The sequence below is a fragment of the Uniformispora flossi genome (assembly GCF_049534875.1).
GTDB classification, from domain to species: Bacteria; Actinomycetota; Actinomycetes; order Streptomycetales; family Streptomycetaceae; genus Yinghuangia; species Yinghuangia aomiensis.
In genome coordinates this window covers 1-22,027 of record NZ_JBMULZ010000020.1, presented here as the reverse complement: position 1 = coordinate 22,027, position 22,027 = coordinate 1, and the positions used below count along the sequence as shown (strand labels likewise).

The 22,027-nt window shown below is 72.6% G+C and carries 20 protein-coding genes; 8 read left to right on the top strand and 12 right to left on the bottom strand.

Annotation, left to right across the window (positions count from 1 at the left end):
• Positions 1 to 81 precede the first annotated feature (81 nt).
• On the bottom strand, positions 82 to 603 hold the full coding sequence (locus tag ACPA54_RS32055) for a hypothetical protein (RefSeq protein WP_423535032.1): 522 nt from the start codon (positions 601 to 603) through the stop codon (positions 82 to 84).
• Positions 604 to 755: 152 nt separating this feature from the next.
• Here ACPA54_RS32055 and ACPA54_RS32050 point away from each other — a divergent pair, with 152 nt between their 5' ends.
• On the top strand, positions 756 to 1,445 hold the full coding sequence (locus ACPA54_RS32050; protein ID WP_423535030.1) for a helix-turn-helix domain-containing protein: 690 nt from the start codon (positions 756 to 758) through the stop codon (positions 1,443 to 1,445).
• A 7-nt stretch (positions 1,446 to 1,452) separates the two neighbouring features.
• On the opposite strand, the gene ACPA54_RS32045 is transcribed toward ACPA54_RS32050, so the two are convergent.
• Positions 1,453 to 1,842 (bottom strand): VOC family protein, encoded by a 390-nt coding sequence (locus tag ACPA54_RS32045; protein ID WP_423535028.1) that lies wholly within the window; start codon positions 1,840 to 1,842, stop codon positions 1,453 to 1,455.
• Positions 1,843 to 2,289: 447 nt separating this feature from the next.
• Between ACPA54_RS32045 and ACPA54_RS32040 the strand changes: the two genes are divergently transcribed.
• Positions 2,290 to 3,126: an SDR family NAD(P)-dependent oxidoreductase gene (locus ACPA54_RS32040; protein ID WP_423535026.1), complete on the top strand. Its 837-nt coding sequence runs from the start codon at positions 2,290 to 2,292 to the stop codon at positions 3,124 to 3,126.
• Between the two features lie 112 nt (positions 3,127 to 3,238).
• Here ACPA54_RS32040 and ACPA54_RS32035 read toward each other — a convergent pair whose 3' ends face one another.
• A complete protein-coding gene (locus ACPA54_RS32035; protein ID WP_345675448.1) occupies positions 3,239 to 4,201 on the bottom strand; it encodes an alpha/beta hydrolase in 963 nt (320 codons plus the stop codon).
• Positions 4,202 to 4,424: 223 nt separating this feature from the next.
• On the opposite strand from ACPA54_RS32035, the gene ACPA54_RS32030 reads away from it, so the two are divergent.
• Both ACPA54_RS32030 and ACPA54_RS32025 read left to right on the top strand, forming a co-directional pair.
• Positions 4,425 to 5,072 carry a TetR/AcrR family transcriptional regulator gene (locus tag ACPA54_RS32030; protein WP_423535024.1) on the top strand — a complete coding sequence of 216 codons (648 nt, stop codon included), beginning with the start codon at positions 4,425 to 4,427 and terminating at the stop codon, positions 5,070 to 5,072.
• A gap of 60 nt (positions 5,073 to 5,132) precedes the next feature.
• Positions 5,133 to 6,242: an LLM class flavin-dependent oxidoreductase gene (locus ACPA54_RS32025; RefSeq protein WP_423535022.1), complete on the top strand. Its 1,110-nt coding sequence runs from the start codon at positions 5,133 to 5,135 to the stop codon at positions 6,240 to 6,242.
• Between the two features lie 140 nt (positions 6,243 to 6,382).
• Here the strand turns inward: ACPA54_RS32025 and ACPA54_RS32020 are convergent, their stop codons facing one another.
• The 6 genes from ACPA54_RS32020 to ACPA54_RS31995 form a co-directional block, all read right to left on the bottom strand.
• The gene (locus ACPA54_RS32020) at positions 6,383 to 8,083 is read right to left on the bottom strand and encodes an FAD-dependent monooxygenase (RefSeq protein ID WP_423535020.1); all 1,701 of its coding nucleotides are present in this window, start codon (positions 8,081 to 8,083) and stop codon (positions 6,383 to 6,385) included.
• 255 nt (positions 8,084 to 8,338) lie between these two features.
• The gene (locus ACPA54_RS32015; protein ID WP_423535018.1) at positions 8,339 to 9,286 is read right to left on the bottom strand and encodes a glutamate ABC transporter substrate-binding protein; all 948 of its coding nucleotides are present in this window, start codon (positions 9,284 to 9,286) and stop codon (positions 8,339 to 8,341) included.
• Between the two features lie 152 nt (positions 9,287 to 9,438).
• Positions 9,439 to 10,350: an amino acid ABC transporter permease gene (locus ACPA54_RS32010; RefSeq protein WP_423535016.1), complete on the bottom strand. Its 912-nt coding sequence runs from the start codon at positions 10,348 to 10,350 to the stop codon at positions 9,439 to 9,441.
• Positions 10,347 to 10,991 (bottom strand): amino acid ABC transporter permease, encoded by a 645-nt coding sequence (locus ACPA54_RS32005; protein ID WP_423535015.1) that lies wholly within the window; start codon positions 10,989 to 10,991, stop codon positions 10,347 to 10,349. The genes ACPA54_RS32010 and ACPA54_RS32005 overlap by 4 nt, the downstream gene beginning before the upstream one ends.
• Before the next feature lie 237 nt (positions 10,992 to 11,228).
• On the bottom strand, positions 11,229 to 12,131 hold the full coding sequence (locus tag ACPA54_RS32000; RefSeq protein ID WP_345675441.1) for a glutamate ABC transporter substrate-binding protein: 903 nt from the start codon (positions 12,129 to 12,131) through the stop codon (positions 11,229 to 11,231).
• Between the two features lie 109 nt (positions 12,132 to 12,240).
• Positions 12,241 to 13,032 carry an amino acid ABC transporter ATP-binding protein gene (locus ACPA54_RS31995; protein WP_423535241.1) on the bottom strand — a complete coding sequence of 264 codons (792 nt, stop codon included), beginning with the start codon at positions 13,030 to 13,032 and terminating at the stop codon, positions 12,241 to 12,243.
• A gap of 272 nt (positions 13,033 to 13,304) precedes the next feature.
• Between ACPA54_RS31995 and ACPA54_RS31990 the strand changes: the two genes are divergently transcribed.
• Both ACPA54_RS31990 and ACPA54_RS31985 read left to right on the top strand, forming a co-directional pair.
• Positions 13,305 to 14,081 (top strand): response regulator transcription factor, encoded by a 777-nt coding sequence (locus ACPA54_RS31990; RefSeq protein WP_423535013.1) that lies wholly within the window; start codon positions 13,305 to 13,307, stop codon positions 14,079 to 14,081.
• Positions 14,082 to 14,093: 12 nt separating this feature from the next.
• Entirely contained in the window at positions 14,094 to 15,536 is a 1,443-nt protein-coding gene (locus ACPA54_RS31985) for a sensor histidine kinase (protein WP_423535011.1), read from the top strand.
• Positions 15,537 to 15,566: 30 nt separating this feature from the next.
• On the opposite strand, the gene ACPA54_RS31980 is transcribed toward ACPA54_RS31985, so the two are convergent.
• Entirely contained in the window at positions 15,567 to 17,759 is a 2,193-nt protein-coding gene (locus ACPA54_RS31980) for a bifunctional serine/threonine-protein kinase/glutamate ABC transporter substrate-binding protein (RefSeq protein ID WP_423535009.1), read from the bottom strand.
• A 186-nt stretch (positions 17,760 to 17,945) separates the two neighbouring features.
• Positions 17,946 to 18,980 (bottom strand): TAXI family TRAP transporter solute-binding subunit, encoded by a 1,035-nt coding sequence (locus ACPA54_RS31975; protein WP_423535008.1) that lies wholly within the window; start codon positions 18,978 to 18,980, stop codon positions 17,946 to 17,948.
• An 86-nt stretch (positions 18,981 to 19,066) separates the two neighbouring features.
• Here ACPA54_RS31975 and miaB point away from each other — a divergent pair, with 86 nt between their 5' ends.
• Positions 19,067 to 20,551, top strand: coding sequence for a tRNA (N6-isopentenyl adenosine(37)-C2)-methylthiotransferase MiaB (gene miaB, locus ACPA54_RS31970; protein WP_423535007.1), 1,485 nt, complete (start codon positions 19,067 to 19,069; stop codon positions 20,549 to 20,551).
• Positions 20,552 to 20,629: 78 nt separating this feature from the next.
• Here the strand turns inward: miaB and ACPA54_RS31965 are convergent, their stop codons facing one another.
• Positions 20,630 to 21,220, bottom strand: a complete 591-nt coding sequence (locus ACPA54_RS31965; protein WP_423535006.1) for a histidine phosphatase family protein — start codon at positions 21,218 to 21,220, stop codon at positions 20,630 to 20,632.
• Positions 21,221 to 21,256: 36 nt separating this feature from the next.
• Here ACPA54_RS31965 and ACPA54_RS31960 point away from each other — a divergent pair, with 36 nt between their 5' ends.
• Positions 21,257 to 21,949 carry a class III extradiol dioxygenase subunit B-like domain-containing protein gene (locus tag ACPA54_RS31960; RefSeq protein ID WP_423535239.1) on the top strand — a complete coding sequence of 231 codons (693 nt, stop codon included), beginning with the start codon at positions 21,257 to 21,259 and terminating at the stop codon, positions 21,947 to 21,949.
• Positions 21,950 to 22,027 lie beyond the last annotated feature (78 nt).

Below are 22,027 nucleotides of genomic sequence, written 5' to 3'. Positions count from 1 at the left end.
TGATGCGTGTGCGGGCCCCCACCGACCCCTGGTGCCACCGAACATGCCAGGTCCTACGCACGTCCTGGCTCCTGTGGCGCGCTACGCCAGCACCATCGACTGGGTGAGGCCGCACAGTTGGTCGCGGGTTGCGAGGGGTGTCCGGTGTTGGTTGCGGGTTGTCCAGGTGAGAGCCAAGTAGCCGACTTGGCACGAGGTTTCGTCGTCCAAGGACATGGCTGTGGCCCAGGTGGCGGCGGCGGTCCCGTTCGGGAACTCGTAGACCGACACCGTGTCCGTGGTGATCAGTTGGATGCAGGTGGTGCCGTCCGGGGCTGTCCGGGACGCGCAACTGGACGTGTCGTCGGTGACGTTGCCGAGGTCGGTGACGTGGGTGGCGCGGGCGAGGGCGGCGGTGATGGAGGCCGCGGTTGCCCGGTTGGGGGGTGTTCGGGGTGGGGTAGCGGGGCCCGGCGGCTGTGGTGGTGAGGGGCTGTTCGGGGCTGGGGTGGTCGCCGACGCGGTTGTCGCCCCGCCGGATTCCGGGTGGGAGGGCGCGTTGTCGCCGCACCCGGACGTGGTCAGGACGAGGCCTAGGACGACGGCGGCTGTGGTGCGGCGCACGAGCATGCCCCCAGCGGTTCGGTGAAGTACGTCGGGCAGGAAGACCCGACGGTGCCGACGGATGGTTGCACGGCGGGCCGGGGGAGGGGCGCCGATCCGGCGGAAGTCGAACGCGTGAGCGAAATGATTGCGCATGCGGCAGACTGGGTCGCGTGTACCAGGAACGTCCCTCCCGCATCCCCGGCGCCGTCCTCTGGTCGCGGTCGGCGGACGAGCGGCGGGGGCGGACCACGCGGGTGCTGCCCGACGGCTGCATGGATCTGATCTGGCTCGGTGACGTCGGGCTCGTCGTCGCCGGGCCCGATACGCGGGCGCATGTGGTCCCCGGGCCCGCCGGGGCCTACGTCGGGCTGCGGTTCGCGCCCGGGTGGGGGCCCGCGGTGTTCGGGATCCCGGCGTCGGAACTTCGGGATCACCGCGAGTCGCTCGCCGTGGTGGACGGTGCCCCGGACGCCCGCGCGTTGGCCGAGCGGATCGCCGAGGCGCCCGACCGCGCCGCCGTGTTGGAGGACTTCGCGGCGCGGCGGCTGCGTCGTGGTTCGCCCGATCCGGTGGCCGCCGCTGCCGCGCGGCGGCTCCGGGGCGGTGTCGGTGTGGCCGAACTGGCACGCGACCTCGGCTTGAGCGACCGGCAGTTGCACCGCCGCAGCGTCGCCGCGTTCGGGTACGGGCCGAAAGTGCTCGCGCGCGTCCTGCGCCTCCGCCGGGCCCTCGACCTCGCGTACGCGGGCAACCCGTTCGCCGACGTCGCGGCCGCCGCCGGCTACGCCGACCAGGCGCACCTGTCGCGCGAGGTCAGAGCCCTGGCCGGGTTGTCGCTCGGCGAACTCGTCGGAGTCTGAGACCCGTTCAGAGCGTCGCCAGCAGGTCCACGTTGTGCCCGTCCGGGTCGAGCACGACCGCGTACCGCTGGCCCCAGAACGCGTCCCACGGCGGCAGGTGCCCGGTGTACCCGGCCGCGACCAGCTCGGCGTACAGCTTGTCGACCTCCGCCGGGTCGTCACAGCGGAACGCGATTGCGGCGTGGTGCCCGCCCTCGGACGGTTCCCAGTTCGGGTCGATGGCGCGGACCACGGCCTCGGTGTCGAACACCAGTTGGAGGCCGCCCGGCAGGTCGACGTCGACGTGCGGCTCGGCGTCGGCGGATGCGGGGATGTCGAGGCCGAGGCGCCGGTAGAAGGCGAGCGATGCCGCCATGTCCGCGACGACCAGGCCGATGAAGGCAAAACGAGGAGTCATGGCGTCGACGCTACGGGCCCGCCGCCGACGCGGTCTTGAACGAATCGGACACGGCGTGGCGCCCGCCGCCGGCACGGAAGCCGACCCCGCAGGCGACCCGGCAACCGACTCGCCCCCGCAGCCGACGCGAGCCCGACCCCGCAGCCGGCCCGACCCGCAACCCCCGGCCCGACCCAAAACCACTCCCGAAGCCATCACCCACCGTGCCAGTCAGAGCTGGCATCCCGCCCCCTGGGAAACCCCGTCGCCAGGGTCTAGGCTCCGCGGCACGCAAGCCCATACGGATTCGTATGGGCAAACGCGGCCACCCCGGGGAACACCGGCCCGCCGCCCGACCCGGCACCGCGAAGCGCCAAGCACCACCGGGAGAACCCAGCAGAACCAGCAGGCCGGCAGGCCGGCAGAACCCAGCACCACCAATCAGGGATGGCCGACGGGGAGGGCATCATGCGTGATTTTGCCGGGCGTACGGCCGTGGTCACCGGTGCCGGCAGCGGCATCGGCCGCGCGCTGGCGCTGCGGTTCGCGGCCGAGGGCATGCGGGTGGTGGTGGCGGACGTCGAGAAGGACGCTCTCGACGGCACCGTCGACCTGCTGCGGGCCCGCGGCGCCGAGGCGGCCGGCCGGGTCACCGACGTCGGCGACGAGGAACAGGTCTTCGCCCTCGCCGACTTCGCCTACGACACGTTCGACGCGGTGCACGTGCTGTGCAACAACGCGGGCGTCTTCGCGGGCGGTGTCATCTGGGGCCGCCCCGCCGCCGACCTGGAGTGGACGCTGCGGGTCAACCTGTGGGGTGTCGTGCACGGCATCCGGGCGTTCGTGCCGCGCATGATCGCGCAGGACACCGAGGGGCACATCGTGACCACGTCGTCGGCGGCCGGGCTGTTCGTGCCCGCGTACTCGTCGGCGTACACGATCTCGAAGTTCGCGTCGTACGCCGCCGCCGAGTCCCTCGCCCACGACCTCGCCGCGCAGGGTTCCAAGCTCAAGTCGACCGTGCTGTGCCCCGGCAACGTCAACACCAAGCTCCCCGGCTCCGGCCGCAACCGCCCGGCCGCGTTGGCCGCCGCGTCCAGCCCCGACGCGGAGTTCCTGGAAGCCGCGCTCGGCGACACGACCGGCCGCGGCATCGAACCGGCGCTCGCCGCCGAGACCGTGCTCGAGGCGATCCGCGAGGAGCGCTTCCTCGCGTTCACGCACCCGGAGTACGCCGACTACCTCCGCGCCCGCCCCGACGAACAGCTCTCCGGCGCCGTCCCGCAAACCCCGCCGCTCGGCTGAGGGCGGAGACCGGGGAACGGAGAACAGGGAACAGGGAGCGGGGAACAGTGAGCGGGAGACGGAGACAGAAATGCGCCGCACCCCCGCAAGGGAAGGTGCGGCGCCGCCCCCGTCAGATCTTGTGCACGCCCCGCAGGAAGTCCACGATCGTCTGCCGGAACGCCCGCGCGTCCTCCAGCAGCGCCGTGTACATGCCCGCGCCGTGCGTCAGTCCGTCCCAGCGCTTGACCTCGACCGGCACGCCGGCCTCGGCGAGGCGCTTGGCGTACGCCTCGCCCTCGTCGCGCAGCGGGTCGTACTCGCAGGTCATCACCAGCGCCTGCGGCAGCCCGAGCAGCGACTCGGCGTGCAGCGGGGACGCGTACGGGTCGGTCGCATCGCCGTGCTTGCCGATGTAGAACTCGACGGCCTGCCGCATGCCTTCCTCGGTCAGCAGGTAACCCGTGCCGTTCTCCTTCACGGACGGCTGACCGAGCGTCAGGTCGAGGGCGGGCACCTCCAGCACCTGCGCGACCGGCATCGGGATGCGCCGGTCGCGCAGCGCCAGCGTCGCCGCCGCGGCCAGGTTGCCGCCCGCGCTGTCGCCGCCGATGGACACCTTGTCCGGGTTGACGCCGAGGCTGAACGCGCGCTCCTGGACCCACACCCACGCCGCGACGGCGTCCTCGAGCGGCACCGGGTAGGCGAACTCCGGCGCGAGCCGGTAGTCGACGGAGATGACCACGCAGTCGGTCAGCTTGGCGAGGTTCGCGCACTCGGCGTCGAAGTGGTCGAGGGTGCCCAGCCACCACGCGCCGCCGTGGAAGTACACGTGCGCGGGGCGGCCGCCGCGCGGCGCCGGGGTCGGCGGCGTGTAGACGCGCGCCGGGATCGTGCCGTTGTCGGGGATTTTCACGGTGATCGCCACGTCGCGCTTGGCCACGTCGCCAGGCGCGGCCTCGCCGAACGCCAGGATCGCCGACTCCAGGCCCTTGTGGGCGGCGGCACGGCGCTCCTCGAGCGACAGCCCGTCCGGCTGCTTCGGGGCGGCGGCGATGGCGTCGAGTATCGACTGGATCTGAGGTACGACGGGCATGCGGGTCCTCCGGTGGTGCGGACGGTTTTGCGCCGGAAGTGCTCATCGGCAGACCCGGACCGGCCCGACGGCAGGACGGTCCGAGCAGGTCGAACGTGAGGATCTTTATATGCCACTCCATCGGCTGTTGACAGGGCCAACAGCCGATGCCTCTGGACTTCTCGCCTGCACACCTCTACAAGAGTTGTGAAGTTGCGCAGCGGCACGACCGGAGGACGACGTGGTGGAAACGGCACGCGGCGGCACCGCGGAAGACCCGCGCGGTAGCGGCGCGGGGACACATCCGGGTGCGGCGCGCGCCGCCGAGACCCGGGACCGGATCATCGAGGCGGCGACCGACTGCATCCGGCGCTGGGGCATCCGCCGGGTGTCCATGAACGACGTCGCCCAGCAGGCGGGCGTGTCCCGCCGCACCGTGTACCTGCACTTCGCGGACCGCGAGGCGCTCGTGCTCGCCGTCCTGACCCGGATCTCGGCGCTCACCGTGGCGGCCGTGGAACCGCTCGTGCGCAGCCGCGACACGCTGGCCGGCCAGGTCGCCGAAGCGGCCGTGCACGTGCACGCGCTGGGTCCCGCGCAACTCCAGCTCGGCCTCGGCTACCGCCCCGGCGAATCCGAGGACGCCACGCTCCTGCTCGCGCACAGCGACCAGGTGCTGGCCGCGTGGCACGGGTTCTGGCGGCCGTTCGTCGCCGAGGCCCGGGACCGCGGCGAGGTCCGCCCCGACCTCGACCCGGACCGCGCCACCGAATGGATCATGCGGGTGATCATCTCGCTGGTCACCGTGCCCGCCCGCACGTTCGATCCCGACGACCCCGACCAAGTCCGGGCGTTCGTCTCCGAGTTCATCACCCGGGGTTTCGCGAGCTGAGTGCTTGGCCCTCGGCTCCCGCCCGTGCCCCGCGTTGCCCGCCCGCGTACCGGAGGACCGATGAAGTTCGCCCTGTTCTACGAGATCCCCGTCGCCCGTCCGTGGGACGACGAAAGCGAGCACCGCGCCTACAAGAACACCATCGAGCAGGCGGTCCTCGGCGACAAGATGGGCTTCCACTCGTTCTGGACGGTCGAGCACCACTTCCTCGAGGAGTACTCGCACTGTTCGAACCCGGAGGTCCTGTACGGCGCGATCGCCGCGCGCACGCAGAACATCCGCCTCGGCTACGGCGTCCGTCTGCTGCCCAAGCCCTACAACCACCCGATCCGGACCGCCGAGTCCGCCGCCGTGCTCGACCTGATCTCGGACGGCCGCGTGGAGTTCGGCACCGGACGCAGCTCCACGCGCGCCGAACTCGAAGGCTTCGACATCGACCCGGCGGAGACCCGCGCGATGTGGAACGAGGCCCTCGACCACATCGTCGGCGCCTGGACCGAGGACGAATACCAGGCGCAGGGCAAGTACTGGCAGATGGGCGCGCCGCGCCGCGTCCTGCCCCGCACGCTGCAGAAGCCGCACCCGCCGATGTGGGGCGCCACCTCCAGTCCGGAAGGCCACCGCGAAATAGGCCGCCGCGGTCTCGGCCTGTGCTCGTTCACCGTGGGTGTGCCGCCGGAGGAACTCGCCGACCGCATCGCGCTCTACCGCCAGGGCTTGGACGAGTGCACCGACCCGGCGGGCAAGTTCGTCAACGACCAGGCCGCCACCTTCACGATGGTGCACTGCGCGCCGACGACGCAGCAGGCCGTCGACGAAGCCGCCGAATCGTGCGTCTGGTACGTCGGGCACGGCGGCGGACTCATCGCCTCGGTCGCCGAATGGCAGGAGGAGAAGAAGGAGGAACTGGGCTCGTACAGCTACGCGGCCGGTCCCCTGGAGCACCGCCGCGCGGGCGCGCTCAACCGGCTCGACTTCTCGTACCTGCAGAACTCCGGCTCGGCGATCGTCGGCGACCCCGACCACTGCGTCGAGGTCGCCAAGCGCTACGAAGCCGCCGGGTGCGACCTGCTGCTGTGCCTGGTCAACCCGTACAAGATCGGGCACGAGGAGGTCATGCGCTCCATCGAACTGATGGGCAAGCACGTCCTGCCCGAGTTCCGCGACTGACCCAGGCCGGACGCGCAGCCGGACGCCCGGCGACAAACCGAGCCGTACACCGGGCCGGACACTGGCCGGACACAGAACCGGACACAGAACCGGACACCGAGCCGCATGTCCCGGGGCGGGCCCGCCCCGGGACTCGGCCGTCAGGCCGCGGCCTCCTCCGGCGCGCGCCGCCCTATCGCCCGCAGCGCGGCCGCGGTCAGATCGTCGTCGGCACCCGGCGGCAGCCACGCCGCGAGGTACCCGTCCGGGCGCACCAGCAGCAGTGTGTGCGCGGCCGCGCCGGGATAGCCGGGCGTCACCACCAGTTCGGTGGCCACCGGAAGTTCGGCCAACCGGGCGCGCAGCACGGGCATCACCCCGGCATCGCGCCACCGGGCGCCTTCCCAGACCTCTATGCCGGGTGCGACCAGCAGCACGACCAGGCCGCGGTCGAGGCAGTCGGACAGCTTCGCCCGCGCTCCGTCCGCGCGCACCACCGCGACGTCGTCGGCGACCGCGCCGATCCCCGGCACCCGGCCCGGCGTCAGCAGCGGCGAACCCGCGTACTCCGGCGACGAATCCGCGAACAGCGCCCGCGGATCCAGGCGCCGCAGCGTGGTGCCCTTGCTGCGCGCGCCCATCAGCGTCAGCCGCCGCCCGACCTTCTGCGCGGTGCCCCGCGGGCTCAGGAAATGCAGCGCGTCCTCGCCGTACGCCAATCGGCGCCGCGCCGCACTCCGACGCTCCCCGTGGTAGGTCTCCAGCAGCCGCTCCGGGGCCCGCCGGGCCAGCACCAGCGCCAGCTTCCAGGCCAGGTTCCGCACGTCCTGCAGGGCCAGATCCACGCCGTCCGCGACGTTCGGGTGCACCAGGTGCGCGGCGTCGCCCGCCAGCAGCACCCGCCCGGCACGGAACCGGCGGGCCAGCCGCTGGTGCACCTCGAACTCGCCGGTCCACAGCAGGTCGTACGCCGGATCCTCGGCCGCGGCGCCGTCCGGACCCTCGCCGTCCGACCCCATGGACTCCAGCGCGCGCAGCACCGCGCGCACCCGTTCCGCGGTCCGCCGCGGATCGCCCGGGTCGCCGTGCACCGGGATCAGCGCGGTCGCGTCCGCGGCCTTCGCCACACCGTGCGCCAGCGGCAACTGCCACGTCAGCCGCCACACATCCGACGCCAGCGGCTGCGCCAGCACCGTCGCGTCCCGCTGGAACGGCGGGTCGACGAACAGCCACGGCTCCATCGGCGACTCGTCCCACGGCTCGCGCGGCAGCGCGACCTTCACATCCGCGCACAGCAGCCGGTCGACCCGCGGGCGGCCCGGGAAGCGCACCCCGGCGGCGCGCCGCACCGGCGACCGGTGCCCGTCGCAGGCCACCAGCCACGCGGCCCGCCAGCGGACCGTCCCGCCGGGGCCGCGCGCGGTCAGCGTGACGGTGTCCTCGTCCTGGTCCACCGCGTCGACCTTGTGCCGCCACACCGTGGTGATCAGCGAGTTCGCGCGCACCGCGGCGAGCAGCGCGGCTTCCAGGAGCTGCTGCGACACGCCGTACCGCTCCGCGGGAGCGTCCGCGCCGGCCTGGGCCGGAGGCACCGCGGCCGCGCGGCGGCGGATCCGCAGCGGGGCCCACGGCTGCGCCGCGCCGTCCAGCCGGTCGCCGGTCAGCCCGGCGGCGAACGCGTAGGTCGTCGCGTCGAGACCGCACGAGCGCGACCCCTCGCGTGGGGTGCCGTCGCCCGCGTCGACCAGCAGCGTGCGTACCCCGTGCCGGGCGAGCGCCAGCGCGCAGGCGAGACCGGCCGGCCCGGCGCCGACGACGATCACCGAGTCCCGGTGCGGGTGGGAGCCGGCCGTGCCTGGCATGGAGAGCCTCCCGGGGTTCGTGTTCCGAGAGCAATCATCCGGCACGGAGGCGCGCGGGCGTGACAGCGCCTCGCGCCCTGTCGGAATCACGGGGGGCGCGCACCCGCGTGGCCGGGGGCAGCGGCGCGGGGGAGGGGCGCACGGTGGCACGGGAGTTCGCGCCCGGAACGGGCTTCCGCGGAGCCGCGGGCAGGGGCGCGGCGCCGGGTCGGAAATCCACTCCGTCGGGTCGCCGCGCCGGATCCGCCGGGCGGGTCAATCGCGGCGCACGGCCGGGACTGCCGGGGCCGGTTCGCCGGACAGGCCGAGCGTGGCGTCGTAGGCGCGGCGCCATGTGCCGTCGCGTTCGCGTGCCTCCAGCGCGTCGTCGACCGCGTTCCGCAGCACCCGGTCGTCCTTCGGCAGGCCGATACCGTAGTTCTCGGTGGTGAACGGCTGCCCGACGATCTTCAGATGCCCGGGGTCCTTGGCCGCGTAGCCCTTGAGGATCGCCTCGTCCGTGGACACCGCGTCGACGCCGCCGGTCAGCAGGTGCTCCACGCAGGTGCTGTAGCTGTCGTAGAACAGCGCCTGTGTCTCGGGGAAATCGGTCTGGAGCTTGAGCAGCGCCGTGGAACCCTTCACCGCGCACACTTTCTTGCCCCGGATGGTGTCCTTGCCGGTGATCGCGGCTTCCTGCTTGCGCACCAGCAGGCTCTGCCCGGAGACGTAGTACGGGCCGGCGAAGTCGACCGTCTCCTTGCGCTTGTCGGTGATGCTGTAGGTGCCGACGTACATGTCGACGTCGCCGTTCGCTATCGCCGCCTCCCGGCTGCCCGACGCGATCGTGCGGAACTCGACGGCCTCCGGTTCGAGCCCGAGTTCCGCCGACACCATGCGGGCGATCTCGATGTCGAAGCCGGACCGGCGCAGGGTGGCCGGGTCCTCGTAGCCGAGGAACGGCTGGTCGTCCTTCGCACCGACGATCAGATGGCCGCGATCACGGGCCTTCGCCCAGGTCGGCGACGCGGACAGGTCCACGCCCGGCCGGGCCTGGTACGGCGCGATCTGCGGAGGTGCCGATGGCGGCGTGGCCGCACCGGAAGGGCCTTTCGTCGCGCCCGCCTTGCCCGTCGTGCCGCCGCCGTCTTCGGTTCCGCAACCGGCCGCCAGCAGCATCGCGCACAGCGCACCCGCCGCCGCGACCGTCCTTCCCAAGCGCATGCCGCCGCTTCCCCCGTTTTTTCGGTCCGTGCGTGCTCGTCCGGGTGCCCATCATCGGGCATCCGGACGAGGGTGCGGGACCGGACGGGGCAACGCCCCGCGGCGGGGTGGCACCGCGGGGCGTCGGAACTTGGGGGCGAGGGGGCTCGGCGTCAGCGGTCGCCGCTCACCACGGCCGCCGCGGCAAGGGACTCGCCGGGCAGCGTCTCGATCTTCGCGGGGCGGCCTTGGCGGCTCTTGCCGAGGAACTTCTCCAGCCACACCGCGAACACGGACAGCGCGATGCAGAGCAGGATGTAGATCGTCCCGATCACGATCGCCGCCGGGATGATCGGCAGGCCGTAGTCCTGCACGGCACCGATCTGGCGGGCGGTGTAGAGGAGTTCGGGGTAGGTGATGATGAAGCCGAGCGACGTGTCCTTCAGCGTCACGACCATCTGGCTGATGATGGTCGGCAGCATCGCGCGGATGCCCTGCGGCACCAGGATCGTCATCATGACCTGCGACTTGCGCATGCCCAGTGCGTACGCCGCCTCGCTCTGGCCGCGCGGCAGGGCCAGGATGCCTGCGCGCATGGTCTCCGCCTGCACGGTGCCGTTGTAGAGCGTCAGGCCGATGACGAGCGGCCACAGCGGGTCGTTCATCCAGTGCAGCCAGCTCGGCCAGCCGGACAGCTTGGCCGGGGCGACGTACAGGAAGTAGATGAGGATCAGCAGCGGCATCGCGCGGAAGAAGGTGACGAACGCGGTCGCCGCCCACCGCACCGGGCGGTGGTCCGACAGCCGGCCCGCGGCCAGGAGCGCGCCGAGGATCAGCGAGAACACCACGGCCAACGCGAAGGCCTTCAGCGTGGACTTGAGGCCGTCGAAGATGAGCTGCTGGATGCCCGAGTACTGGAAGGGATCCCACTTCTTGGCGTCGAACTGCCCGGTCTGGTCGAACCGGTAGAGGACCCACGCGAACGCGCCGGCCAGTACGGCGACGCCGATGGCGCCGACGATCGCGTTGCGGGTTTTGGCCCGCGGCCCGGGTGCGTCGAACAGCACGGTGGCTTTCTGCGTCATCGGGCCACCGCCAGCTTCTTCTCCAGCGCGGCGAACAGCGCGCTCATGGTCAGGGTGATGAGCAGGTAGCCGATCGCGATCCACAGGAAGATCAGCAGCACGTTCTCGCCGTTCTCCACCATCTCGGCGCTCGTGCCGAACAGGTCGTGGACGTTGAACGCGCTTGCGATCGCCGAGTTGCGGACCATCGCGATCAGCAGCGACCCGATCGGCGGCACCACCGCGCGCAGCGCCTGCGGCAGCACGACCAGCGTCAGGACCTGCGTGAACGACATGCCCAGACTGCGGGCCGCTTCGGCCTGCCCGATCGGCACCGTGTTGATGCCGGACCGCACGGCCTCGCAGATGAACGCGGCGGTGTAGCCGCCGACCGCGATCACCGCGAACGTGATGAAGCTGAAGTGGATGTTCAGCTTGGGGAATCCGAGGCCGACGACCAGCATGATCAGCGTCAGCGGCGTGTTGCGGACGACGTTGACGTACGCGGTGCCGAACCAGCGCAGCGGCGGCACCGGCGAGACCCGGCAGGCCGCCAGCAGCGTCCCGCCGACCAGCGCCACCAGGCCGCACAGCACCGTCAGTTCCAGTGTGGTGAAGAAGCCGTCGCGGATGAGGTCCCAGTTGTCCGAGAGCACGTTCACGGCGCACCCGCCTTCCGGCCCGCCGCGTGCGGGCCCGCGAACCGGGCGGCGTCGGAACGTCCGAGGCGGTCAAGGCAGTCGGGGCATATGTTCACGGTGATCCTCGCTGGCCTGGAGCGGACAGGGGGCAGTCGGGACGGTCGGGCGAGAAGGGCGGAGCGGGAAGGGGTCGGCCGGTGCGGCCGCCGGCCCGGTGCGTGACGGGCCGGCGGCCACCGCGGCAGCCGAGGCTCCGGATCAGTAGCGCTCGACCGCGGGCGGGTTCGGCGCCGGGCTTCCGGACTTGCCGAGCGTCGCGTCGTAGATCGACTTCCAGGTCCCGTCGGCCATCTTGGCGGTCAGGATGTCGTCGACCTTGTTGCGCAGCCCGGCGTCGCCCTTGGGCAGGCCGATGCCGTACTTCTCGGTGGAGAAGTTGTCGCCGACGACCTTCAGATGCTCCGGGTCCTTGGCCGCGTAGCCCTTGAGGATCGCCTCGTCGGTGGTGACCGCGTCGACCTGGCCGCTCAGCAGGTTGTCGACGCACAGCGAGTAGTTGTCGTACTCGATCGGGGTGGTCTCGGGGAACTCGGTCTTGATCTTCTGGATCGGCGTCGAACCCTTCGCCGAGCAGACCTTCTTGCCCTTGATCGTGTCCTTGCCGGTGATCGCGGTGTTGTTCTTCTGCACCAGCAGGCTCTGGCCCGAGATGTAGTACGGGCCGGCGAAGTCGACCGACTCCTTGCGCTTGTCGGTGATGCTGTAGGTGCCGACGTAGATGTCGACGTCGCCCTTCTGCAGCGCGGTCTCGCGGTTCACCGACGCGATGGTCTTGAACTCGATCTTCTTCGGGTCCAGGCCGAGTTCCGCGGAGACCAGCCGGGCGATCTCGATGTCGAAGCCGGACCGCTCCTTGGTGGCCGGGTCCATGTAGCCCAGGAACGGCTGGTCTTCCTTCGCGCCGACCACCAGGTAGCCGCGGTCCTTCGCCTTCTTCCAGGTCGGCGACGACGCGGACAGGTCGACGCTGGTGTTCGCCGACTGCTGCGGCGCGGCCGAACCTCCCTTGTCGGAGTCCGGCGTGCCGTCCTTGCCGCAGGCGGTGGCGAGCAGGGCCAGGGTGGAGAAGCCGACGACGGCTATGGTCTTGCGCAGGGTCATGTCCCTCACTCCTCGGGTCGCACGGGATGCTGCAGGGGCTCGTGGGTGGGCCGGGGCGGGCCGGGGCGGGCCGGACCGGCGGCCGATCGTGGTGCCGACCGCCGCCGGATCAGTGGTGCAGGATCTTCGACAGGAAGTCGCGGGCGCGGTCGCTGCGCGGGTTGCCGAAGAACTCGTCGGGCGTGTTCTCCTCGACGATCCGGCCGTCCGCCATGAAGATCACCCGGTTCGCCGCGGACCGCGCGAACCCCATCTCGTGGGTGACCACGACCATCGTCATGCCCTCGGCGGCGAGCGAACGCATCACCTCGAGGACCTCGTTGATCATCTCCGGGTCGAGGGCCGAGGTCGGCTCGTCGAAGAGCATGACCTTCGGCCGCATCGCCAGCGCCCGCGCGATCGCCACGCGCTGCTGCTGGCCGCCGGACAACTGCGCCGGGTACTTGTCGGCCTGGGTGCCGACGCCGACCCGGTCGAGCAGGGCGCGGGCCCGTTCGGCGGCGGCCTCGCGCTTCTCGCCGCGCACCTTCACCGGGCCGATCATCACGTTCTGCAGCACCGTCTTGTGCGCGAACAGGTTGAACGACTGGAAGACCATGCCGACCTCGGACCGCAGCCGGGCCAGCTCGCGGCCCTCCTGCGGCAGGTCGCGGCCGTCGATGGTGATCGACCCCGCGTCGATGGGCTCCAGCCGGTTGATCGTCCGGCACAGCGTCGACTTGCCCGACCCGGACGGGCCGATGACGACGACGACCTCGCCCTCGTGGATCGTCAGGTCGATGTCCTGGAGCACGTGCAGCGCGCCGAAGTGCTTGTTGACCTTCGACAGGACGACCAGCGGCGCCGCTGCACCGCCGGACTCCCCGGCGGCGGTCTTGTCCAGGGAGGGCGTCTGGTCCATGGCTTCGGTCACGGTGGCGGCTCCTCCGGATCGGGTGGTGCCGCCATGAAAGCGGCCAAGGCCCCGCCGCGGACCCGGATTTGAGCTTCACCTGAGGTCAAGAGGAGATAACGGAGGGTCGCGGGCGCGCGCCCGCGGGAAGACAGTCCGCAAGGCGCGGCAACCGTGCGCGCCGGGTCCGGGAGGGGCTGGGCATAACCCTGATCGTCTGCTTTGATGACCCCGCCCGGGCGCTGAGCCGAACCACCGAACCCGACGAGAGGAGGACCGCGATGCGGCTGCTGATGGTCGAGGACGACCTGCGGATCGCCCGGCCCCTGCGCGCCGTGCTGGGCCGGCACGGCATCGACGTGCGGCACGTGTGTACCGGCGAGGAAGCCCTCGACGCGCTCACCGGCGACGTCGACGTGGTGCTCCTCGACCTCAACCTGCCCGACCACGACGGCTTCGAGGTGTGCGCGCGAATACGCCGCCTCAGCGCCGTGCCGGTGATCATGGTCACCGCACGCGCCGACGTCCGGTCCCGCGTGCACGGCCTCAATCTCGGCGCCGACGACTACGTGACCAAGCCGTACGACATCGCCGAGCTGCTCGCCCGCATCCACGCCGTCAGCCGCCGCGCCCGCCCCGAGCCCCGCCCGGACGCCGCCACCCCCGCGGTCCTCCCGGCCCCCGCGGCAGCCCCCGACGACGCGCCCGACACCCTGGTCGTCGACCCCGCGGCCCGCCGGGTCACCGTGGCCGGCACCGAGGTGGTGCTCACCCGCAAGGAATTCGACCTGCTGGCGCTGCTCGCCCAGCGCCCGGGCGTGGTCTTCCGCCGCGAGCAGATCATGAGCGAGGTCTGGCAGACGAGCTGGGCCGGCAGCGGCCGCACCCTGGAAGTGCACGTGGCGTCGCTGCGCGCCAAACTCGGGAACCCGCGGCTCGTCGAGACGGTCCGCGGCGTCGGCTACCGGATCGTGCCCGACACCGCGGCCGCGGTGTCCGCCGGAGTGCCCGCACACGTGTCCCCGGGAATGCCCGCCCGAGTATCCGACACCCCGTAGCCGGGTCCGCTCGTGCGTACCCGACTCGTCGCGCTGCTCCTGGCGCTCATGGCCGCCGTCCTGCTCGCCCTGGGCATCCCCCTGGCGATTTCCCGCGCCGCGGGCACCCAGCAGCACGTCGCCCGCGACCGCATCGACGACACCGCCCGGTTCGCCGCCGACTACCAGACCACGATGGTCGCCGACGACAAGGCCGTCACCGCGCCGGAGGCCACCGGCGGCATCGGCACCGACCGCGGCGGCATCGAAATGGGCGCGCTGCAGGCCGAACTGACCCAGTACGACGACGTCTACGGCATCCGCGCGGCCATCTTCGACCGGGCCGGCAACCGCATCGTGGCGTCCCGCGCCGACTACGTGCTGCCCGACGACCCCCGGGCCCGCGCCGCGTTCGCCGCCGCCCGCGCCGGACACCGCAGCGACGACCCCGGCCAGATCTGGCCGTGGCAGGACCGGCGCATGGTCGTCGCCGTCCCGGTCATCCACCGCGGCGACGTCGTCGCCGTCGCGTTCACCGACTCGCCGACCGACAAGATGCGCGGCCGCATCACCGACACGTGGTTGTTCCTCGGCGCCGGCGAAGCCATCGCGCTGCTCGCCGCGCTGCTGGCCGCCAACCGGCTCACCGGCTCCATCCTCAAACCCGTCCAGGTCCTCGACAAGGCCACCCACGAGATCGCCACGGGCCGCCTCGGCGCCCGCGTCGCCGCCGCCCAGGGCCCTCCCGAACTCCGGCGGCTGGCCAAGGCGTTCAACGAAATGGCGGACAACGTCGAGACCGTCGTCGAACAGCAGCGGGCGTTCGCCGCCGACGCCTCCCACCAACTGCGCAACCCGCTGTCCGCGCTCCTGCTGCGCATCGAAGAACTCGGCCTGTCGCTGCCCGCCGAACACCTCGACACCCTCGACGGAGTCCGTGACGAAGGCCGCCGCCTCACCCACGTCCTCGACGAACTCCTCCAGCTCGCGCTCGCCGAGAACGCCGCCAACACCGGCGTCGACCTCGTGCCACTCGACGTCGCCGCGCTGGTCCGCGAACGCCTCGACGCGTGGGAGCCCGTGGCCCGCCGCCGCGACCAGCACTTCGACCAGCAAGGCCCGCGCGCGCTCACCGGCCACGTCGACCCGATCGCACTCGGCAGCGCCCTCGACGCGATCCTCGACAACGCGCTCAAATTCAGCCCGGACGGTGCCGAGGTCACGGTCGCCGTCGCGTCCGTCGGAGGCCGCCTGGAGATCCGCGTCGCGGACCGCGGCCCCGGCCTGGACGCCGACGAGCTCCGCCGGGTCGGCGACCGCTTCTGGCGCGGCGCACACCACCAGAACGTCGACGGATCCGGCCTCGGCCTGTCCATCGCCCGCACCCTGCTGCGGGCCGGCGGCGGCACCCTCGACTTCGCCGCCCGCGACGGCGGGGGACTGGTCGTCACCGCCACCGTCGACCGGGCGGGCTGACCCGCCGCGGTCTCCGAGGAGACCGCCGGGTCAGGAGTCCGTGTGGACCTCGCACTTGGGCGGGCGCGGCGTCAGCAGGCCCAGCGACCCGAGCGTCGCGTCGTACGCGCGCCGCCAGTCGCCGTTGGCGATATGCCGGTTCAGGGCGTTGCACACCGCCCCCGCGAGCGTCACGTCGCCGCGGCTGACCCCGATGCCGTACGGCTCGTCGGAGAACGGGCTGCCCAGCACCCGCAGATCCGCGGGGTGCTGCGCGACGAACCCGGTGAGGATCGTGTCGTCCGTGCTCACCCCGCGCACGTTGCCCTTGAGTAGCTCGTCCACGCACTCGGAGTACTTGCCGCGCTCCTCGACCTGCATCGTCGGGAACTTCTGCCGGACCCGCGCCGCCGACGTCGACTCGCGCACCACGCACACCCGGCTGTCCGCCAGGTCCTCCGGGCGCACCGCGCCCTGGTCGTCGCGCCGCACCAGGAAGTCCTGGCCCGCCACGTAGTACGGGCCCGCGAACGACACCCGCTGCAACCGGTCCGGGTTGATCGTGTAGCTCGCCACCACCAGGTCGACCTGCCCGGACGCTATCCGGTACTCGCGCCCCTGGGTCTCCACGTCCACGAAGTGGATCTTGCCGGTGAACCCGAGGTCCGCCGCGACCATCCGGGCGATCTCGTCGTCGAAGCCCGTGTACTGGCCGTCCGGGCCCTTCTGGCTCAGCCCCGGCTGGTCCGGCTTAACCCCGACGATCATGTAGCCGCGCTGCATCATCGCCTGGTACGTCGGCGACTTCTCCCGCAGGTCCGCCAGCGGATCGCCCTTCTTCCCACCGGTGTCCATCCTCACCAGCGCGACTGACACCGCGATCGCCGCGAGCGCGACGAACGCCGGGATCAGCACCATGGCCCGCCGCCGCTTCCGCGACCGGCCGCGGGCCTTCCCCCCGCCCTCGGCACCGCTCCCGCCGCTCCCGGCGGCGCTCTGCCCGCTGCGCCCACTGCCGCCGCCGCCGTCCTGCCCGTCACCCCGGCCGCTGTCATCGGCGGGCGCCTCGTCGGCCCACGTCGGGTCCACGGGCTGGCCCTGCGGCGGCCCCGGGGCGGGGGCGGGCCGGGGCGCCGCGCGGTGCGTCGCGGTGTGGCCCGAGCCGAGACCGGCCCGCAGCGCACCCGTGTCGCCGCCCGCGGGACGCGGCCCGGGCAGCGCCTCGCCGCCCCACGTCGGCGCCAACGCGTCCTGTATGACCGCGGTCAGCAGTTCCTCGGTCTCCTTGGCATCCAGGCGCGCCGCCGGGTCCTTGCGCAGCAGCCCCAGCACGACAGGCTCCAGCGGGCCCGCATGCCGCATCGCCGGGGGCGCGTGGTGCACGACCGCCTCGACCACCTCCACCGGCGACGACCGGCTGAACGGGGGACGGCCCTCGACCATCTCGTACATCGTCGCGCCCAGCGACCACAGGTCCGACGCCGGATCCAGCACGACGCCGCCGCTCATCCCGAGCGTCTCCGAACGCCGCACCGCGGCCGTCGGCGCCCCGCCGCCGACCTCGTCTGCCTCGCCCGCCTCGTCCGCATCGGCGCGCCCGGACCGCCCGGTCCGCTTGTCCGCGTCGGACGACGGGTCCGCCGCGGCCGGGCCGCCCGCGAACCGCTCGGCGCGCTCCGGCGCCAGGTAGCCCGGCGTGCCCAGCAGCTCGCCGACATGCGTGACCTGCGGCGCGTCCACGAACGTCGCGATGCCGAAGTCCGTCAGCACCACCCGGCCGTCCAGGCCGAGCAGCACGTTGGCCGGCTTCACATCGCGGTGCAGCACGCCCTTCGCGTGCGCGGCCCGCAGCGCGCGCAGCACCCCCAGGCCGATCCGGGACGCCTCCGCGTACTCCAGGCGCCCCTCACCGCGGATCACCTCGGCCAGCGACCGCGAGATCACCAGCTCCATGACGATCCACGGGCGGCCGTCCTCCTCGAACACGTCGTGGACGGTCACCACGTTCTCGTGCCGGATCCGCGCCGCCGCGCTCGCCTCGCGCTTGCTGCGCTCCAGCCACGACCGCTGCGCCGCCTCGTCCAGCGACGCGGGCAGCAGCAGTTCCTTCACGGCGACCTCGCGCCCCAGCGCGGTGTCCACGGCGAGCCACACCTCGCCCATGCCGCCCCGCCCCAGGCTCCTGCTCAGGCGGTACCGCTGGTTCAGCACACGGCCGACATCGCCTTCGGACACGGCGGTCACGCCCTCCTCCCAGGTGCTCCAGGTGCTTCTGACAGGGGCTCAGAGTTTATGGACGCCCATCCACCTGTCGACTTGACCCCCCAGCATCTTGCATTTCCCCACTCCCGCGCGACGTCCGGGGCATCACGGTTTAGCGATTCACCCGGCGGCCGCACCCGCCGCGTCCGCCTCGTGGGACCGCAGATCTCACGGCTTGGCTGATCTGTACCAGAGGCGGGCACCCTCGTGCAGCATCAGGGGGGGATCCGTGAACACGGCCGTCCTCGGATCGACGAGCTGCGCGGCATGCACTTCCGACCCGATGGCCTCCCGGTTCCCCATGACCACACCCGTCACGCGGCGGATCAGCCCGGTGTCCGCGTCGGCCCGCGTCACCAGGAGGTTCGGCACCGCCACCGTCGGCACCTCCCGCCCACCCGCGTAGGCGTCCGCCGGAATCACCGCCTCCCGGTACACCTGGCCGAACTGCTCGCGCAGCCGCTTCGCGGTGTCCCCGAGCGGCACGAACCGGATCTCCGTCGCCGACGTCAGCTCCGACACCGCCCCCGTCGGCAGCCCGCCCGACCAGAAGAACGCGTCCACCTGCCCGTCCCGCAGCTGCGCCGCGGCATCCCCGATCCCCGCCCGCACCGGCGCCAGATCCCGCTCCGGATCCATGCCCACGGTCGCCAGAATCCGCCGCGCGATCAGCTCCACCCCCGAACCCGGCGGCCCGATCACGACCCGCAGGCCGCGCAGGTCCTCCAGCTTCTGCACCGGCGAATTGCGGCGCACCACCAGCTGCACGTAGTCGTCGTACAACCGCGCCACCGCGCGCAGCCCCGACCGCTGCTCCGCGGCCAGGTTCGCCACCGAGTCCGCCGTGGCGATCCCCAACGTGTCGCGGCCGTCGAGCACCCGCTCCAGGTTCTCCACCGAACCGCCGGTCGCGTCGATCGTCACCCGCTCCTGCAGGTTGTTCCGCAGCCGCGGCGCGAGGAGCTGCCCGTACCGGTGGTAGACCCCCGTCGGCACGCCGGTCGCTATCGACACCGGGCCGCCGCGGTACTTCGGGGCGTCGTCGGCGTTGATCCACAGGCCGCCGGCCAGCAACACGAGCGCGAGCGCCGCCACCGCGGCCGCCATCGTCCGCGACCGCCGCCGCGTTCCGGCCTCCGCGCGCCGCCGTACCCGCTCCGGCAGATACCGCAGCGCATGCCGCATCCCGGGCAGTTGCCGCATGCCGCCTCCCGCCGTCATCCCGCCCCGGATCAGGGGCCACCGACGTCCCCGCGGCCCCGCGGGACCGCGTAACCTTGCTTCTCGATATGAGCGCGCGATCCTACGAGGTGCGCACCTACGGGTGCCAGATGAACGTCCACGACTCCGAGCGGCTGTCCGGCCTTCTCGAGGACGCGGGCTACGTCCGCGCGTCCGCGGGCGAGGACGCCGACGTCGTCGTCTTCAACACCTGCGCGGTGCGGGAGAACGCCGACAACCGGCTCTACGGCAATCTCGGCCACCTGGCGCCCAGGAAAGCCAAGCGCCCCGGCATGCAGATCGCCGTCGGAGGCTGCCTGGCGCAGAAAGACCGCGACACCATCGTCGCGAAAGCGCCGTGGGTCGACGTCGTCTTCGGCACCCACAACATCGGCTCCCTGCCCGCGCTCCTCGAACGCGCCCGCGTCCAGGAGGAAGCCCAGGTCGAAATCCTGGAATCCCTCGACGTGTTCCCGTCGACCCTGCCGACCCGCCGGGAGTCCGCGTACGCCGCGTGGGTGTCCATCTCCGTCGGCTGCAACAACACCTGCACGTTCTGCATCGTGCCCGCGCTCCGCGGCAAGGAGAAGGACCGCCGCCCCGGCGACGTCCTCGCCGAGATCGAGGCCCTCGTCGCCGAAGGCGTGATCGAAGTCACCCTGCTCGGCCAGAACGTCAACGCCTACGGCTCCGACATGGGCGACCGCGAAGCGTTCTCCAAGCTGCTGCGCGCCTGCGGCGAGATCGACGGCCTCGAACGCGTCCGCTTCACCTCGCCCCACCCGCGCGACTTCACCGACGACGTCATCGCCGCCATGGCCGAGACGCCCAACGTGATGCACCAGCTCCACATGCCGCTGCAGTCCGGCTCCGACGACGTGCTGCGCACCATGCGCCGCTCGTACCGGCAGGACCGATACCTCGGCATCATCGACCGCGTCCGGGCCGCCATGCCCGACGCGGCGATCTCCACCGACATCATCGTCGGCTTCCCCGGCGAGACCGACGCCGACTTCGAGCAGACCCTGCACGTCGTCCGCGAAGCCCGCTTCGCGAACGCGTTCACCTTCCAGTACTCCAAGCGCCCCGGCACCCCCGCCGCGACCATGGACGGCCAGATCCCCAAGGCCGTCGTCCAGGAACGCTACGAGCGCCTGGTCGCCCTCCAGGACGAGATCTCCTGGGACGAGAACAAGCGCCAGGTCGGCCGCACCCTCGACGTCCTCGTCGCGGAAGGCGAAGGCCGCAAGGACGAGGCCACCGCCCGCCTCTCCGGCCGCGCCCCCGACAACCGTCTCGTGCACTTCGACCGCCCGGCCGAAGACGTCCGCCCCGGCGACGTGGTCACCGTCGAGGTCACCTACGCCGCCCCGCACCACCTGCTCGCCGAAGGCACACCCCGCGCGGTGCGCCGCACCCGCGCGGGCGACGCCTGGGCCAAGCGCACCGGCGAGGCCGCGGCGCCCGCTCCCGGCGTCCTCCTCGGTATGCCGAAGATCGGCGCTCCGGCCGTCGAGCCGCAGCCCGCGACCGGCGCCTGCTGCGCGGACTGACCCCGCACACGCGTACGACGCCCCCGCCGTGACCGGCGGGGGCGTCGCAGGTTTTCGCGGGCAGGCGCCGGCCGCCGGTCAGCCGCCCAGGTTCCAGCCGAGGATCACCGGCACCTCGCGCTCGTGGCCCAACGTCGACACCCCCGCCGTGGCCAGCGCGAACATGCGCCCGTCGACCGGCGGCAGCCCCAGCCACCGGGCGGTCAGAATCCGCAGCACGTGCCCGTGCGCGACCAGCACCACGTCCTCGCCCGCCGCCAGCACCGGCCGCACCCGGTCCAGCACCCGGTCGACCCGCACCCCCACATCCCCGACCTGCTCGCCCGGGTGCGCCGCATCGCCCGGCACGATCGGGTCCTTCCACACCAGCCAGCCCGGCACCGACGCACGGATCTCGTCCGTGCGGCGCCCCTCGTAGCCGCCGTAGTCCCACTCCATCAAGTCCGGCTCGTCCTGTGCCCCGGGCAGCCCCGCCAGCACCGCCGTCTCCCGCGCCCGCCCCAGCGGACTGGTCAGCACCATCCCGAACGTGCGCCCCGCGACCAGCTTGCCCGCCGCCCGCGCCTGCTCCTCGCCCGCCGGAGTCAGCGGAACGTCGGTACGCCCGGTATGCCGGCCCGAGCGGCTCCACTCGGTCTCGCCGTGCCTGATGATCGTGAGCTTCGCCATGATGCCCATGAGAACACGGACGGTAGTGTCATGCCCGTGCTCGTTGCTGCCGCCGTGTGCCCTCATCCGCCGTTGCTCGTCCCCGAACTCGCCGCCGGCGCCGCGCCGGAGCTGGACGCCCTGCGCGCGGCGTGCGACGACGCCGTCGCGTCGCTGGCCGCCGCCCGCCCCGACCGGATCGTCGTCGTGGGCAGCGCACCGGAGTCCGCCGACCTGCCGCACGGCGGCACCGGATCGTTCGCGCCGTTCGGCGTCGACGTGACGGTCCGCCTCGGCGCCGGCGAAGCCCCCGACCTGCCGCTGTCCCTCACCGTCGCCGCGTGGCTGCTCGCCCGCACCCCCGTCGCCGTCCCGGTCTCCGGCCTCGCCGTCGCCGCCGACGCGGACGCCGCCGACTGCCTCGCCGCCGGCGCCGACCTCGTCCGCGGCGAAACCCGCACCGCCCTGCTCGTCATGGGCGACGGCTCCGCCTGCCGCACCGAGAAGGCCCCCGGCTACCTCGACCCGCGCGCCGAGCCCTACGACGCGGCCGTCGCCCGCGCCCTCGCCGACGCCGACCCCCTCGCCTTGGCCGGGCTCGACCCCGACCTGTCCGAAGAACTGTGGGTCGCCGGCCGCGCCGCCTGGCAGGTCATGGCCGGCGCCGCCGACGGCGCCGGCCTGGGCGCCCGCCTGACCTACGACGAAGCGCCCTACGGCGTCGGCTACTTCGTCGCCGTCTGGAGCTGACGACCCGCACTTCCGGGGACACCCGGCGGCACCCGGCGACACCCGCGCCCCGCACCACCCACGCATACGGCGGCGGGG

Excerpts from the sequence above, each read along its gene's own strand:
- ACPA54_RS31990 (WP_423535013.1), top strand. The coding sequence starts at position 13,305 with ATGCGGCTGCTGATGGTCGAGGACGACCTGCGGATCGCCCGGCCCCTG.
- ACPA54_RS32045 (WP_423535028.1), bottom strand. The coding sequence starts at position 1,842 with ATGACTCCTCGTTTTGCCTTCATCGGCCTGGTCGTCGCGGACATGGCG.
- ACPA54_RS32015 (WP_423535018.1), bottom strand. The coding sequence starts at position 9,286 with ATGCGCTTGGGAAGGACGGTCGCGGCGGCGGGTGCGCTGTGCGCGATG.
- ACPA54_RS32040 (WP_423535026.1), top strand. The coding sequence starts at position 2,290 with ATGCGTGATTTTGCCGGGCGTACGGCCGTGGTCACCGGTGCCGGCAGC.
- ACPA54_RS32020 (WP_423535020.1), bottom strand. The coding sequence starts at position 8,083 with ATGCCAGGCACGGCCGGCTCCCACCCGCACCGGGACTCGGTGATCGTC.
- ACPA54_RS31965 (WP_423535006.1), bottom strand. The coding sequence starts at position 21,220 with ATGGCGAAGCTCACGATCATCAGGCACGGCGAGACCGAGTGGAGCCGC.
- ACPA54_RS32010 (WP_423535016.1), bottom strand. The coding sequence starts at position 10,350 with ATGACGCAGAAAGCCACCGTGCTGTTCGACGCACCCGGGCCGCGGGCC.
- ACPA54_RS31975 (WP_423535008.1), bottom strand. The coding sequence starts at position 18,980 with ATGCGGCAACTGCCCGGGATGCGGCATGCGCTGCGGTATCTGCCGGAG.
- ACPA54_RS32025 (WP_423535022.1), top strand. The coding sequence starts at position 5,133 with ATGAAGTTCGCCCTGTTCTACGAGATCCCCGTCGCCCGTCCGTGGGAC.
- ACPA54_RS32035 (WP_345675448.1), bottom strand. The coding sequence starts at position 4,201 with ATGCCCGTCGTACCTCAGATCCAGTCGATACTCGACGCCATCGCCGCC.
- ACPA54_RS32000 (WP_345675441.1), bottom strand. The coding sequence starts at position 12,131 with ATGACCCTGCGCAAGACCATAGCCGTCGTCGGCTTCTCCACCCTGGCC.
- miaB (WP_423535007.1), top strand. The coding sequence starts at position 19,067 with ATGAGCGCGCGATCCTACGAGGTGCGCACCTACGGGTGCCAGATGAAC.
- ACPA54_RS31995 (WP_423535241.1), bottom strand. The coding sequence starts at position 13,032 with ATGGACCAGACGCCCTCCCTGGACAAGACCGCCGCCGGGGAGTCCGGC.